The 15497-nt window shown below is 56.8% G+C and carries 8 protein-coding genes, 2 tRNA genes and 3 rRNA genes; 3 read left to right on the top strand and 10 right to left on the bottom strand.

Going from position 1 to position 15497, the window contains the following annotated elements; translation table 11 throughout:
• Positions 1-3 precede the first annotated feature (3 nt).
• Complete coding sequence (locus ACQVLG_RS11285) at positions 4-1776, top strand: TonB-dependent receptor family protein (protein WP_474294580.1); 1773 nt, start codon at positions 4-6, stop codon at positions 1774-1776.
• A gap of 161 nt (positions 1777-1937) precedes the next feature.
• On the opposite strand, the gene ACQVLG_RS11280 is transcribed toward ACQVLG_RS11285, so the two are convergent.
• The 5 genes from ACQVLG_RS11280 to ACQVLG_RS11260 all read right to left on the bottom strand — a co-directional run bounded on the left by ACQVLG_RS11280 (position 1938) and on the right by ACQVLG_RS11260 (position 6450).
• Positions 1938-2771 carry a substrate-binding periplasmic protein gene (locus ACQVLG_RS11280; RefSeq protein ID WP_474294578.1) on the bottom strand — a complete coding sequence of 278 codons (834 nt, stop codon included), beginning with the start codon at positions 2769-2771 and terminating at the stop codon, positions 1938-1940.
• A 25-nt stretch (positions 2772-2796) separates the two neighbouring features.
• On the bottom strand, positions 2797-3282 hold the full coding sequence (gene pedF / locus ACQVLG_RS11275; protein WP_076573049.1) for a cytochrome c-550 PedF: 486 nt from the start codon (positions 3280-3282) through the stop codon (positions 2797-2799).
• Positions 3283-3370: 88 nt separating this feature from the next.
• Positions 3371-4435 (bottom strand): RNA 3'-terminal phosphate cyclase, encoded by a 1065-nt coding sequence (rtcA, locus tag ACQVLG_RS11270; protein ID WP_474294576.1) that lies wholly within the window; start codon positions 4433-4435, stop codon positions 3371-3373.
• 16 nt (positions 4436-4451) lie between these two features.
• Positions 4452-5687 carry an RtcB family protein gene (locus ACQVLG_RS11265; protein WP_474294574.1) on the bottom strand — a complete coding sequence of 412 codons (1236 nt, stop codon included), beginning with the start codon at positions 5685-5687 and terminating at the stop codon, positions 4452-4454.
• Positions 5688-5889: 202 nt separating this feature from the next.
• The gene (locus ACQVLG_RS11260; RefSeq protein ID WP_474294572.1) at positions 5890-6450 is read right to left on the bottom strand and encodes a hypothetical protein; all 561 of its coding nucleotides are present in this window, start codon (positions 6448-6450) and stop codon (positions 5890-5892) included.
• 1220 nt (positions 6451-7670) lie between these two features.
• Between ACQVLG_RS11260 and rtcR the strand changes: the two genes are divergently transcribed.
• Both rtcR and ACQVLG_RS11250 read left to right on the top strand, forming a co-directional pair.
• Positions 7671-9284, top strand: coding sequence for an RNA repair transcriptional activator RtcR (rtcR, locus tag ACQVLG_RS11255; RefSeq protein WP_474294569.1), 1614 nt, complete (start codon positions 7671-7673; stop codon positions 9282-9284).
• 6 nt (positions 9285-9290) lie between these two features.
• Positions 9291-10043 carry a nucleotidyltransferase domain-containing protein gene (locus ACQVLG_RS11250; protein WP_474294567.1) on the top strand — a complete coding sequence of 251 codons (753 nt, stop codon included), beginning with the start codon at positions 9291-9293 and terminating at the stop codon, positions 10041-10043.
• Between the two features lie 170 nt (positions 10044-10213).
• Here ACQVLG_RS11250 and rrf read toward each other — a convergent pair.
• From rrf to ACQVLG_RS11225, 5 genes are all read right to left on the bottom strand, one after another.
• Positions 10214-10326 (bottom strand): 5S ribosomal RNA (gene rrf, locus ACQVLG_RS11245).
• Between the two features lie 165 nt (positions 10327-10491).
• Positions 10492-13367: ribosomal RNA gene (locus ACQVLG_RS11240) — 23S ribosomal RNA — on the bottom strand.
• Positions 13368-13614: 247 nt separating this feature from the next.
• A tRNA-Ala gene (locus ACQVLG_RS11235) sits at positions 13615-13690 on the bottom strand.
• Between the two features lie 19 nt (positions 13691-13709).
• Positions 13710-13786: transfer RNA gene (locus tag ACQVLG_RS11230), tRNA-Ile, on the bottom strand.
• 100 nt (positions 13787-13886) lie between these two features.
• Positions 13887-15417, bottom strand: a 16S ribosomal RNA gene (locus ACQVLG_RS11225).
• Together the 16S, 23S and 5S rRNA genes with 2 tRNA genes alongside form the textbook arrangement of a ribosomal RNA operon.
• Positions 15418-15497: the final 80 nt, after the last annotated feature.

Here is a 15497-nt window from a genome sequence, read left to right as displayed (position 1 = left end):
AGCATGCCTGACGGCCAAGGCCAGGCCGCCACCTTCAACCTCGATACGGCCGAGCGCATCGAAGTGCTGCGCGGGCCGTTCTCCGCCATCTATGGCAACCACTCGGGCGGCGTGATCCAGTTGTTTTCCAGGGATGGGCAAAATCCACCATCCGTCGAACTGAACGTAACGGGCGGCAGTTTCGGCACCAGCAAGGTGGACCTGTCGGCGCAAGGCCAGGCAGGCGGCATCGGCTACGTGCTCGACGGTTCGCGCTTCCGCACGGACGGTTTCCGCGACCACAGCGCCGCCACACGCGAACAGGCGTTCGGCAAGATCACCATCAAGCCGACGGTAGACAGCAAGCTGACCATCGTCGCCAACAGCCTGCACCAGGGCAATACGCAAGATCCGCTGGGCGTCACCTGGCCCACGTTTGCACGCGACCCGCGCGCCGGCGAAATCGATGCGAGCGACACGCAAAACCCGAAACGCACCCTGGCCGAGCGCTACAACACGCGCAAAAGCATCGACCACCAGCAAATCGGCGCCACCTACGAGCAATCATTCGGCGAGGACCGCCTGCATGTGATGGTGTATGGCGGCAACCGCGACGTGATCCAGTACCAGGCCTTCTCCAAGTTCCTGCAAAATCAAACTGTTAATGGAGTACTCAAACATTCGGGCGGCGTGGTCGACTTCCAGCGCCAGTTCTATGGCATCGACACCAACTGGCTGCACGTGAACCAGTTGGCGGGCGGCAAGCTGAGCACCACCATCGGCATCGACTATGGCCGCTCCAGCGACGACCGCACCGGCTATGAGAATTACATTGGCAATACCTTCGGCGTGAAGGGCAAGCTGCGCCGCGATGAGCAGGATGTCGTCTCCAGCCTCGATCCGTATATCCAGACGGAATGGCAAAGCGGGCTATGGCTGCTCAGCGCAGGTTTGCGCTACAGCAAGATGAAAGTGGCTGTCGACGACCATTTCCTCGGTAATGGCGACGACAGCGGCAGCCTCGAGTTCAGCCACACGACACCGGTGCTGGGCCTGCTGTACAAACTGACGCCGAACGTCAACGTCTACGCCAGCGCCGCGCGCGGCTTCGAAGCGCCGACCCTGAACGAACTGTTTTACTCGGGCACGGGCGGCGGCTTCAATTACCAGCTGAAACCGGCCACCAGCACCAACCTGGAAGCGGGCATCAAGGCCAGAATCAATCACAACACGCATGTGAACGCAGCCTTGTTCCAGATCAAGACGAACGACGAACTGGTCGTGGACAGTTCCAGCGGCGGGCGCACCAGCTATCGCAATGGGGGCAAGACCTTACGCCAGGGTATGGAAGTGTCGCTCGACTCGAACCTGCCGTATGGCTTCACGACAAAAGTGGCTATCACCAGCCTGCACGCCGTGTATGACCAGGCGTTTGGCAGCGTGCGCGAAGGCAGCCGCTTGCCGGGCGTGCCCAGCGCCAACCTGTTCGCGGAACTGGCCTGGAAAGACACGCTCGACCGTTTCGGCGCGGCACTGGAAAGCGTGGCCAGCAACCAGGTCTACGCGGAAGACAGCAACATCGAAAAACCGGCACCCGGCTACACGGTGTTCAATGCACGCTTCAACGCCAAACAAAACGTAGGGAATTGGCGCTTCAAGGAATTTGCCCGCCTGAACAATCTTTTCGACAAGACCTACGTGGGCTCCGTCATCGTCGGCGACAGCAACAAGCGCTACTATGAGGCGGCGCCGGGGCGCAATTGGTTGTTAGGCGTCAGCGCCCAATACGCGTTTTAAGAACACCTGAGAAAAAGTCCATGGCCGCGTTGCATTGCCTTGTCGTACTATTCGTACTGCCTGCGGCAATGCGCCTTGCCCTGAACATTTTTCAGGCGTTCTCATGAAAAAGCCCGCGCCTCTTCCGATGCGCGGGCTTTATTGTCATTCAACATGGCCTGTTATGGTCGCGCTTCCTTCACGCCATATTTCTCAAAGATGGTTTTCAATTCGCCGCTGGCCGCCATCTCGTTCATGGCAGCCTGCAGTAACTGGGCTACATCGAGCTGTTGCTTGCTGACGGCCAGGCCCACGGCCCAGCCGGCACGCGGCAAGCGGGCGAACGCCACTTCGCTCAAGGGGAAAGCGGGATCGCTTTTCAGCACCGACTCGATTTCCGAACGGTTGGCCAGCACGGCGTCGAGCTTGCCTGCTTGCAATTGCTGCAAGGCTTCGGCGGCCGTGTCGAAGATGTGCACGTCGTCGCGATACTTGCCATTGTCCTCGCCCAGCATCAGCATGGCGGCGATCGAGACCTTTTCCACGCCGATGCGCTTGCCAGCCAGCGAGGCGACGCCATCGAATTGCGGCACGGCATGCGCACTGCGCGCCAGGCGCACGGTTTCCACGTAGTACGGCGCGAAGATCTCGACCTTGTCGTTGTCCGCCATCAATTTCTTGTCGACCGGCACGTGCAGCATCACGTCGGCGGGGCCATAACCGAGGTAATGCCCCTTCCACACCATATTGCGCAAATCATCGTTGAGGTTTTCGCCGGCGGGAAATGGCAGCAAGCTCAGTTTCAAGCCCAGCTTTTTCGCCAGCGCTTCGGCAATGTCGATATCGATGCCCGTGCCCTTGTCGGAAAACGGCGCGAACTCGTTGTACACCGCCACTTTCAGGCTGCCCGACTGCTGCACTTTCTGCCAGTCGGCGCGCGCCGGCGCGGCTGCGCACAGCGCCAGGCAAGCGAGCGAGAGCATCGCGCGCGTGCCCCGGAATTGAAATGAACGCATGGGACTCCTTCGTGATCAATTCGGCTTAATTGGATTCGCGGCGGGTTTCCAGGTAGGTCTTGATGGCCCACATGGCTTCCTGGTTGAACACGCCTTCGAACGGCGGCATGTACACGGCGCCATTGCGTACTTTACCGTGGCGGATAGTCGCCAGGAAATAATTGTCCGTTTCCTTATAGCAAGCCTGTTTCTTTGTCTCATTCTTGATACCGAAACAATCGCGGTCCAGCTGGCGCAAGTCCGGCGCGATGCCGCCGGAGATGGCTTCAATGCCGTGGCAGCGGGCGCAATTCTGGTTGTAGGCGGATGTCCCCACCGTCAGGGCCAGTTTGTTGCCCCGATACGGGTTTTGCTCGAGCCACTTGTCGCCCACCTTGGGTAAACCCGTGGTGTCGACACCTTGCGGCGTGACATTGCCATGCGCATAAGCTTGCGGCAAGGTCAGCAGGGAAGTGAGGGCAACGGCGCCGGCGGCGGCTACGCCGAGCAGGGTGCGGATGGAATAGGTCATGCTGGTCTCCTTGGTTTTTTTAGTGAATATCCAAAGAAGAGCAAATGCCATGCCATGCTTGCGTACCCCACATCTGGCTGCCCATGTATCAATTTGGAACAGCTGCAACAGGTATTTGTGTCACCGCGTACGTCAGACGGCGGCCACCGTACAGATTGCTGGCCCGCTCCTGCTGCTCGAAAGTGATACGCACGGGCAAGAAGCGGGAAATCACCTCGGCATTCGTCAGCGCGTGCTGCGACACCTTGTTGCAGCTGAAAGTACCTCCACCGGCCAGCGCCATGGGCAGCAGGAGCTGGTCGGCCAGGTGCTCGCCCACGGCCGCGTCCGTTTTGAGATAGCCGCGCACCTCGTTCAACAGGCGCTTGGCCACGGATTCGGCCAGCAGGGACTTTTCGTCGAACGACGTAAATACTTCCGTGACGTGTTCATGCTCCAATGTCAGCAGCAAGACGTTGCCCGGGCCCTGCTCCGCCGGCAAGCCGACGATGCGCAGCTGCTTGCCGCTCCAGCCCATGCCGCTGGCGACACGCTCGAGCTCGCGCTGCGCCACGTTCACATGCACGCCCGCCACCACGCTTTCCGCATACCCGGCCTTCCGTTCGCCGCGCTGCAGCAATACGATGGGCCGCAAGCGCGGGCACGGCTGCACGGTGGCCAGCACCTCGCCACCGCCTGCGGGATGAAAGCCATAGCGCTGCTGCGCAATCTCTACCTCGGCGCCCATCTGTTCCAGGATGCGGCCATACGCGCGCTGCAAAAAATGCACGGGCGGCGCCATGGCATTGTGCGTGCCGCCGCTGATGCGCACGGTGGACGGCCCATCCGCATGCAGCAGGGCTGGCAACAGGGTTTGCAATACCAGGGTGCAACTGCCGGCGCTGCCGATGGCAAAGCGGTAATCGCCGCCGCGTATGGGGCCAGGCACGAATTCCAGGCTGGTTGCGCGCAGCGCCACCGGCGTCGTGCGCGCCCCGCAAATGGCGGCCGCCGCCTGCACGGCCAGCAAATGCTGGCGCAGCAAGCCGGGCTTTTCCCGCCCCGCGCGAATGTTAATCAGCCGAAACGGTTGCCCCGTGATCATCGACAGGCTCAGCGCCGAGCGCAAAATCTGTCCGCCGCCTTCACCTTGCGCTCCATCAATTTCTATCATCTCTTCTTTCTCTCTGTTAACCTTTGACGCAGACGACCTGCTTCAGGATATGCACGACATCGACCAGTTCGCGCTGCGCCAGCATCACCGCATCGATATCCTTGTAGGCCATCGGAATTTCATCGATCACGTTTGCATCCTTGCGGCATTCCACGCCCTCGGTGGCGCGGATCTGGTCGTCCAGGCTGAAGCGCCGCTTCGCTTCCGTGCGGCTCATCGTGCGGCCCGCGCCGTGGCTGCAGCTATGAAAACTGTCCGCATTGCCCTTGCCGCGCACGATAAAGCTCTTCGCGCCCATGGAGCCGGGAATGATGCCCAATTCTCCGGCGCGGGCCGAGACAGCGCCCTTGCGCGTGATCAACACGTCCTTGCCGAAGTGGTGCTCCTTCTGCACATAGTTATGGTGGCAGTTGACGGCTTCCACGTGCGTCTGGAACGGTTTATGAATGACCGTGCGCACGGCCGCGATCAGATTCTGCATCATCACTTCGCGGTTGTTGCGCGCAAACCGCTGCGCCCAGCCCACCGCCTCCACGTAATCTTCATAATGCTGCGTGCCTTCAGCCAGATAGGCCAGGTCCTGGTCGGGCAGATTGATGAAGTGGGTGCGCATGTCCTGCTTGGCCAGTTCGATGAAATGCGTGCCGATGGCGTTACCCACGCCGCGCGAACCGGAATGCAGCATGAACCACACGGAACCCTGTTCATCGAGGCACACTTCGATGAAGTGGTTACCGCTGCCCAGGGTTCCCAGGTGACGATAATTGTTCGTGTTCTTCAGCTTGGGCGTTTTCAGGCAGATGGCGTCGAATTCATCCTTCAGCTGCAGCCACGCGGCATCGACCACCGAGGGCGGCGTATGCCAGGAACCCTCGTCACGGCCGCGCTGGCCGCGCGTCTTCGGCGACATCCCGTGCGGAATGGCGCGCTCGATGGCGCTGCGCAGCGGCCCTAGGTTATCGGGCAGATCATTCGCCGTCAGCGTGGTTTTCGCCGCCATCATGCCGCAACCGATATCGACGCCCACTGCCGCCGGAATCACGGCACCCAGGGTAGGGATCACGCTGCCGATGGTCGACCCTTTACCCAGGTGGACGTCGGGCATGACGGCGATATGCTTGTAGATGAACGGCAGGGTCGCCGTGTTGCGCAATTGTTTTTTGGCCGCTTCTTCGACAGGCACGCCACGCGTCCACATTTTGACGGGACGGCTGCCTTCGGTATGCAGGACTTCGTATTCTTCTTTCTTCATCGCTTCTCTCATCTTCTATTTTAATCAGTAGGACAACCCGACAAGGTGGGGACAGGATTTTCTGCCAGGCTGACTGCGCCTGCCAGGCCGGTTTGACGCGGCTGATCGATGTAATCCTGTCGGCATTCGGGGCACTGCGGCGCATGACAAGGTTGGACAAGACGTCTGTTATGTAGTCTTGTCCGCATTCATGCGCTTTACTTCAACAAGCTGGTGCCGCGATATCGATGGCGGCAATTTCTCCCACCCAGTGGGCGGGGTCAAGCTGGCCGGCGGCAAAGGCGGCGATGATCCTGAATACGTCATCGGAAAAGCCGCCGATGTTCAGGATATCCTCGCGCTCCATCGCCTGCGTGGTGGCGTGCGGCGCAATATCGATGCACACCAGCTTTGCCTGCGGATTGCGCTGTTTGAAGACCTGCCACTGTCCCATGGTCGCCGTGGCGCCGCTGCGCTTCGCGTCTATCCACGATTCGTTATCGGACACATAAATCACCAGGTCGGCCAGCTCCTTCCTGCTGTTCATGCGCAGCAGGGGCGCGCTGCAATTGGTGCCGCCACCGCCGATGGCCGCCAGTCTGGCTGCATTCTCCATCACGCTGTCATCGGCGCCAAGTGCGCACTGCACCACGCTGTGCTCGAACGGCAGCACCATCGCGTCCGGATTCTTGCGCAGCATGGCCGCCGCCACCAGAGCCGCCACGTCGATGCAGCGCACGCTCGAGGTGGCGCTGCCGCGAAAGCCGCTGACGGGCGAGGCCATCGAGCCGGAAACGTCGGGGGACACACCACCACCTTGCCGGCGATCCGCGGCACGTTCGCCAGCGATATTTCCAGCGCCTGCTCCAGCGCCGCGTGCACGATGCGCGGTACCTTGTCGCCGGCGGCCAGGTACGCCGACATCAGCTGGTACGGGAACACGCGCGAGCTGGCGATCGCCTCGGGATCGCGCAGCCTGGCGGCGATCAGTTCCGGCATGCCGGCGATGTCGTACACGCCATGGCGGGCGAAGGTGTTCAAATTCATGCGCACCATCTGCCAGCCGCCCTGGCGGGCGATCTGCGCCCACGCCTGTGCGTTCAAGGGCAGCGCCGTCAGCATCTGGAACGGCACTGCCGGAATCGCTTGCGCTGGATCAAGCTTGTAAGCCTCGAACGCGGCCAGCACGGGCGGCAGTTCCGCGGCATCGTAGGGCTTGCCGATCAGCCAGGCGAAGAAGGCGGCGCGCCACGCTTCCTGCGGTTTCGGATGCACCATCTTGACCACGTCGGCCAGCGATGGCGCGTTGCCCACGGCGGCAGCCAGCAAGGCCTGTTCCGACGCGCCGTTCAGCCATGCCTGCACGAGCTTTTTCGGACGCGATCCCAGCGATTTGCGGCCGATGACACCCGAACGCACGATTTGCACGAAATTGCGCAGCATCTTGCCGTTGTTAATCACGCGCTGGAAGGCCTGCGTAAATTCTGCAGCGCCCTGCCCCGCCAGCACGGCCACCAGCAAGGCCGGCATATCCTTCATATAGCCCCGCTCGCGGCAGTACACGGCCGTTTGCGCGATGAAGGCCGGTTCGACCGCCTTGCACAGTTCCAGTACCATCGCCAGCTGCGCGTCGGCGCTCGCATAAAACGTCGTGTTCAGGCAGCCCGTGGCCGCATACTGGGCCAGCTGATGGCGTGGGGTCAGCGCATACGCTGGCGCGCCTTCGGCATTGTGCGCCAGCGCCGCTGGCAAGGTTGCACTCTGTTTCGCGCTCTGGAATAACTGGGCATTGGCCATTTTTTCGTTCCTCTCTGCTCTCTACGTTTATCTCGTTGGTATCTCCTCTATTGCAAGCGCTGTGCCAGCTTTCAATACTTCCTCAAACATTTACATAAGCCATTGATTTCATTAAACAATATTTTCACGCAAGCTATGCGTTGAAAATATCCCTGTCACGGCAATTTGGAATACAATTATCTTTTAAGATAAATATTTATCCCAACTATGCAAGCAAAACGTACCGTCGTCATCGGCTTTCTCGGCACGCAGCTCGACAATGGCAGGGGAACGGCACGCTGGGAAAAGTGGCGGCCCAGCGTCGCGCTGACCCAGCATGAAGACAGGATCATCGACCGCTTCGAGCTGCTGTATGCAGGCAGGCAGTTCGATAATCTGGTACGCCAGGTGTCGCAGGACATCGCCAGCGTCTCGCCGGAAACGCAACTGCTCGCGCACGATCTGCCGATCAGCGATGCCTGGGATTTTGAAGACGTGTATGGCGCCCTCTATGATTTCGCCAACAGCTATCCCTTCGATCCTGACAATGAGGAGTACTGGATCCACATCACCACCGGCAGCCACGTGGCGCAAATCTGCATGTTCCTGATGACGGAAGCGCGCTATTTCCCGGGCCGCCTCGTGCAGACGTCGCCGCCGAAACGCCAGGCCATTGGCAATCCCGGCAGTTACGCGCTGATCGACCTCGATCTGTCGCGTTACGACCAGATCGCGCAGCGTTTTACGCGCGAGCAGGCAGAAGGCGTCGCCTTCCTGAAGTCCGGCATCGCCACGCGTAATGCGAAGTTCAATGGCATGATCGAGGAAATCGAGCGCGTCGCCATCAAATCGAAGGCCCCCATGCTGCTGATGGGACCTACCGGTGCCGGCAAATCCTTCCTCGCGCGCCGCGTGTATGAACTGAAAAAATCGCGCCACCAGATCGACGGCAAATTCATCGACCTCAATTGCGCCACCTTGCATGGCGACGGCGCCGCTTCCACCCTGTTCGGCCATATCAAGGGTTCATTTACAGGTGCGGGTTCGGATAGGCCAGGCTTGCTGCGCAGCGCGCACAAGGGCTTGCTGTTTCTCGATGAAATCGGCGAACTGGGACTCGATGAACAGGCGATGCTGCTGAAAGCGATCGAGGAAAAGCGCTTCTTTCCCGTCGGCGCCGATACGGAGGTGCAAAGCGACTTCCAGCTGATCGCCGGCACCAACCGCGACCTGGGCAAGGAGGTGGCGGCCGGCCGCTTTCGCGAAGACCTGTATGCGCGCATTAACTTGTGGACCTATGCATTGCCCGGCCTGGCACAGCGGCCGGAAGACATCGAGCCAAACCTCGACTACCTGCTGGCGCAGTACGGCGCGGAGACGGGAGAGCGAGTGCGCTTCAACAAGGAGGCGCGCGAACGCTTCATGCGCTTCGCCGCATCGCCATCGGCCGCCTGGCACGGCAATTTCCGCGATTTGTCCGCCGCCGTCACGCGTCTGGCCACCTTGTCGGAAGCGGGGCGCATCACGGACCAGGTGGTGGACGAGGAAACGGCGCGCCTACGCCGCCTGTGGCGGCATCATGGCGAACGGCCTGATGGAAACGAGGTGGCACTGGCGCAGATCATGGGAGAAACGGCCGCCGCGCAGCTGGACCTGTTCGATGCGCTGCAGCTGCAGGCAGTCATCAAGGTGTGCCGGCAGGCGAACAGCCTGTCCGACGCGGGCCGCACACTGTATGCGGCATCGCGCGCGGCGAAAGCCAGGCCGAACGATGCCGACCGGCTCAAGAAATACCTCGCCCGCTTTGCCCTTGATTGGGATAAAGTGTCTGCAAGCAACTAATACATAATGACAATGATTCCTGAAGAAATACGAGTAGAAATCATGCGCCGCCTGGCGGCCGTGGAAGAAAAGGAAGGCGTACGGATACTGCTGGCCATTGAGTCCGGCAGCCGCGCCTGGGGCTTTGCGTCGCCCAATAGCGACTTCGACGTGCGTTTCATCTATGCCCGGCCTGAAGACTGGTACTTGAGCGTCGACCTGGAAGACAAGCGCGACGTGATCGAATATCCCATCGTCGACGATATCGACCTCAATGGATGGGATGTGCGCAAGGCGCTCCAGCTATTCAGGCGCTCCAATCCCGCCGTGATTGAATGGATACAGTCGCCGATACAATATATCGAAAATGGCCATTTCAAGACTGGCATCCAAGCCTTGCTCAATTCCATCTATACGCTGGAAAAGGGTATCTACCATTACCGCAGCATGGCCAAGACCAATTACCGCGGCTATCTGATGGCGGAGATGGTGCCTTTGAAGAAATATTTTTATGTATTGCGCCCCTTGCTGGCCACGCGCTGGATAGAAACTTATCGCACGGCGCCGCCCATCGAATTTGCGGCCCTGCTGCACCTGCTACCAAAGGAAGAGGGCTTGCTGGAGGAAATTCACAGGCTGCTCGAGCGTAAAAAGCTCGCGCTGGAGAAGGAATTAGCCCCACGCATCGACAAGCTCAATGCATTTATCGAATCGGAATTGGCCAGACTGGAAAATTTCAGCGTGGAGAAAGAAAAAAACCCGCCGGGATGCAGGATTTGAATCATCTATTCCAGCGGATACTGCGAGAAATCTGATCTGAAAATGACAACGGCAGCGCGCAGCGCTGCCTTTTTTTCATCCGTGCGCCGTGCAAGCGCTGGCGTAGATAAAATTAGCGGACATAAAAAAACCCCCAGCGGATCACCGATGGGGGTTTTTTCGAATAACAAGCCTGACGATAACCTACTTTCACACTGGTTGCAGCACTATCATCGGCGCAAAGTTGTTTCACGGTCCTGTTCGGGATGGGAAGGGGTGGGACCAACTTGCTATGGTCATCAGGCATAACTTGTACTGGCGTTTGTCTCCTGTAGGACGACAAAGCCATGAATCTGGAAGAAGTAGGATTATGTATTGAGGTATTAGTGTTACAACACTAAGGGGTAATGATTGCGATCAACATTCACGCAACATGTACTTTCTCATCCTCTGTACCTGCTAAGGTTATAGGGACAAGCCGTACGGGCAATTAGTACTGGTTAGCTTAATGCATTACTGCACTTCCACACCCAGCCTATCAACGTCCTGGTCTCGAACGACCCTTCAAAGAGCTCAAGGCTCTGGGAAATCTCATCTCAAGGCAAGTTTCCCGCTTAGATGCTTTCAGCGGTTATCTCTTCCGAACTTAGCTACCCGGCAATGCCACTGGCGTGACAACCGGTACACCAGAGGTTCGTCCACTCCGGTCCTCTCGTACTAGGAGCAGCCCCCTTCAAATTTCCAACGCCCACGGCAGATAGGGACCAAACTGTCTCACGACGTTTTAAACCCAGCTCACGTACCACTTTAAATGGCGAACAGCCATACCCTTGGGACCGGCTACAGCCCCAGGATGTGATGAGCCGACATCGAGGTGCCAAACTCCCCCGTCGATATGAACTCTTGGGAGGAATCAGCCTGTTATCCCCAGAGTACCTTTTATCCGTTGAGCGATGGCCCTTCCATACAGAACCACCGGATCACTATGTCCTACTTTCGTACCTGCTCGACTTGTCAGTCTCGCAGTTAAGCACGCTTATGCCATTGCACTATCAACACGATGTCCGACCGTATCTAGCGTACCTTCGAACTCCTCCGTTACACTTTAGGAGGAGACCGCCCCAGTCAAACTGCCTACCATGCACTGTCCCCGATCCGGATAACGGACCAAGGTTAGAACCTCAAACAAACCAGGGTGGTATTTCAAGGTTGGCTCCACGAGAACTAGCGTCCCCGCTTCAAAGCCTCCCACCTATCCTACACAGATTGGTTCAAAGTCCAATGCAAAGCTACAGTAAAGGTTCATGGGGTCTTTCCGTCTAGCCGCGGGTAGATTGCATCATCACAAACATTTCAACTTCGCTGAGTCTCGGGAGGAGACAGTGTGGCCATCGTTACGCCATTCGTGCAGGTCGGAACTTACCCGACAAGGAATTTCGCTACCTTAGGACCGTTATAGTTACGGCCGCCGTTTACTGGGACTTCAATCAAGAGCTTGCACCCCATCATTTAATCTTCCAGCACCGGGCAGGCGTCACACCCTATACGTCCACTTTCGTGTTTGCAGAGTGCTGTGTTTTTATTAAACAGTCGCAGCCACCAGTTTATTGCAACCCTTTCACCCTCATGGAGTAAACCAATCAAGCTACCGGGGCGTACCTTTTCCCGAAGTTACGGTACCAATTTGCCGAGTTCCTTCTCCCGAGTTCTCTCAAGCGCCTTAGAATACTCATCTCGCCCACCTGTGTCGGTTTGCGGTACGGTCTCGTATGACTGAAGCTTAGAGGCTTTTCTTGGAACCACTTCCGATTGCTTCGTGAACAAGTTCACTCGTCCCATCCCCTTGAATTCCGCGCCCGGATTTGCCTAAGCGCCTTCTATGAGACAGAAACTGACTATTCCAACAGTCAGACAACCTTCCGCGATCCGTCCCCCCATCGCATCATACGACGGTGCAGGAATATTAACCTGCTTTCCATCAGCTACGCATCTCTGCCTCGCCTTAGGGGCCGACTCACCCTGCTCCGATGAACGTTGAACAGGAAACCTTGGGCTTACGGCGTGGAGGCTTTTCACCCCCATTATCGCTACTCATGTCAGCATTCGCACTTCTGATACCTCCAGCATCCTTTACAAGACACCTTCGCAGGCTTACAGAACGCTCTCCTACCATATCCAATAAAGGATATCCGCAGCTTCGGTGACTGGCTTAGCCCCGTTACATCTTCCGCGCAGGACGACTCGATCAGTGAGCTATTACGCTTTCTTTAAATGATGGCTGCTTCTAAGCCAACATCCTGACTGTTTTAGCCTTCCCACTTCGTTTTCCACTTAGCCAATCTTTGGGACCTTAGCTGGCGGTCTGGGTTGTTTCCCTCTTGACGCCGGACGTTAGCACCCGACGTCTGTCTCCCAAGCTCGCACTCATCGGTATTCGGAGTTTGCAATGGTTTGGTAAGTCGCAATGACCCCCTAGCCATAACAGTGCTCTACCCCCGATGGTGATACTTGAGGCACTACCTAAATAGTTTTCGGAGAGAACCAGCTATTTCCAAGTTTGTTTAGCCTTTCACCCCTACCCACAGCTCATCCCCTAATTTTTCAACATTAGTGGGTTCGGACCTCCAGGGCGTGTTACCGCACCTTCATCCTGGCCATGAGTAGATCACTTGGTTTCGGGTCTACACCCAGCGACTGATCGCCCTATTCGGACTCGATTTCTCTACGGCTTCCCTATATGGTTAACCTTGCCACTGAATGTAAGTCGCTGACCCATTATACAAAAGGTACGCAGTCACGGAACAAGTCCGCTCCTACTGTTTGTATGCACACGGTTTCAGGATCTATTTCACTCCCCTTCCGGGGTTCTTTTCGCCTTTCCCTCACGGTACTGGTTCACTATCGGTCGATTACGAGTATTTAGCCTTGGAGGATGGTCCCCCCATATTCAGACAGGATGTCACGTGTCCCGCCCTACTTGTCGTACGCTTAGTACCACCGGTCCGATTTCACATACGGGGCTATCACCCACTATGGCTCCTATTTCCAGAGGATTCTGTTATCGGTCCGACTATCACGTACAGGCTCTTCCCATTTCGCTCGCCGCTACTTTGGGAATCTCGGTTGATTTCTTTTCCTGCAGCTACTTAGATGTTTCAGTTCGCCGCGTTCGCCTTGCATACCTATGTATTCAGTATGCAATACCCTAAAAGGGTGGGTTGCCCCATTCGGAAATCTGCGGATCAAAGTGTGTTTGCTCACTCCCCGCAGCTTATCGCAAGCTACTACGTCCTTCATCGCCTGTAATCGCCAAGGCATCCACCATGTGCACTTATTCGCTTGTCCCTATAACGTTAGCCTCTCAACATTTACATGATGAAAGAGCGCTACAGGGATAAGAAAGTACAACGTTGTTGCTTGTTTGTTGATACATACAATCATTACCCATCGATTCGCTTTTTACGGCAAACCGATCAATAAATAATCTTTACTTCTTCCAGATTGTTAAAGAACGAAACAGCTTTGATCGCTAAAAGATCAAATCTAAACCGGGTCTATTTGACTGGCTTACATTTGCACTTTCGGTAAAACGTGGTGGAGGATGACGGGATCGAACCGACGACCCCCTGCTTGCAAAGCAGGTGCTCTCCCAGCTGAGCTAATCCCCCTGAGATTTTACTAATTAGCTGGTAGGGCTGGTTGGACTCGAACCAACGACCCCCGCGTTATCAACACGGTGCTCTAACCAGCTGAGCTACAGCCCCAACGCGGTGCTACTACGACTACTGTTTCTTCTCTTACTAACAGCCGATAAGTGTGAACATTTGATGCGTGAACCAGTTACCTGATTCGTGCAAACTCTAGAAAGGAGGTGATCCAGCCGCACCTTCCGATACGGCTACCTTGTTACGACTTCACCCCAGTCACGAATCCTACCGTGGTAAGCGCCCTCCTTACGGTTAAGCTACCTACTTCTGGTAAAACCCGCTCCCATGGTGTGACGGGCGGTGTGTACAAGACCCGGGAACGTATTCACCGCGACATGCTGATCCGCGATTACTAGCGATTCCAACTTCATGCAGTCGAGTTGCAGACTACAATCCGGACTACGATACACTTTCTGCGATTAGCTCCCCCTCGCGGGTTGGCGGCGTTCTGTATGTACCATTGTATGACGTGTGAAGCCCTACCCATAAGGGCCATGAGGACTTGACGTCATCCCCACCTTCCTCCGGTTTGTCACCGGCAGTCTCATTAGAGTGCCCTTTCGTAGCAACTAATGACAAGGGTTGCGCTCGTTGCGGGACTTAACCCAACATCTCACGACACGAGCTGACGACAGCCATGCAGCACCTGTGTACTGGTTCTCTTTCGAGCACTCCCCAATCTCTCGGGGATTCCAGCCATGTCAAGGGTAGGTAAGGTTTTTCGCGTTGCATCGAATTAATCCACATCATCCACCGCTTGTGCGGGTCCCCGTCAATTCCTTTGAGTTTTAATCTTGCGACCGTACTCCCCAGGCGGTCTACTTCACGCGTTAGCTGCGTTACCAAGTCAATTAAGACCCGACAACTAGTAGACATCGTTTAGGGCGTGGACTACCAGGGTATCTAATCCTGTTTGCTCCCCACGCTTTCGTGCATGAGCGTCAATCTTGACCCAGGGGGCTGCCTTCGCCATCGGTGTTCCTCCACATATCTACGCATTTCACTGCTACACGTGGAATTCTACCCCCCTCTGCCAGATTCTAGCCTTGCAGTCTCCAATGCAATTCCCAGGTTGAGCCCGGGGATTTCACATCAGACTTACAAAACCGCCTGCGCACGCTTTACGCCCAGTAATTCCGATTAACGCTTGCACCCTACGTATTACCGCGGCTGCTGGCACGTAGTTAGCCGGTGCTTATTCTTCAGGTACCGTCATTAGCAAAGGATATTAGCCTTCACCGTTTCTTCCCTGACAAAAGAGCTTTACAACCCGAAGGCCTTCTTCACTCACGCGGCATTGCTGGATCAGGCTTTCGCCCATTGTCCAAAATTCCCCACTGCTGCCTCCCGTAGGAGTCTGGACCGTGTCTCAGTTCCAGTGTGGCTGGTCGTCCTCTCAGACCAGCTACTGATCGATGCCTTGGTAGGCTTTTACCCTACCAACTAGCTAATCAGATATCGGCCGCTCCACGAGCATGAGGTCTTGCGATCCCCCACTTTCATCCTTAGATCGTATGCGGTATTAGCGTAACTTTCGCTACGTTATCCCCCACTCCAGGGTACGTTCCGATATATTACTCACCCGTTCGCCACTCGCCACCAGAGCAAGCTCCGTGCTGCCGTTCGACTTGCATGTGTAAGGCATGCCGCCAGCGTTCAATCTGAGCCAGGATCAAACTCTTCAGTTTAATCTCTGTTACTTTGCCCTTTTACAGGCACCGTCATTGCTGACGGGTCGCTCACTCAAAAAACTGACAGGCTACTTCCG

Source organism: Janthinobacterium sp. TPC_1, assembly GCF_056037845.1.
The sequence above is the reverse complement of the archived record's forward strand: the minus strand, read 5'-3'. Positions and strand labels throughout refer to the sequence as shown.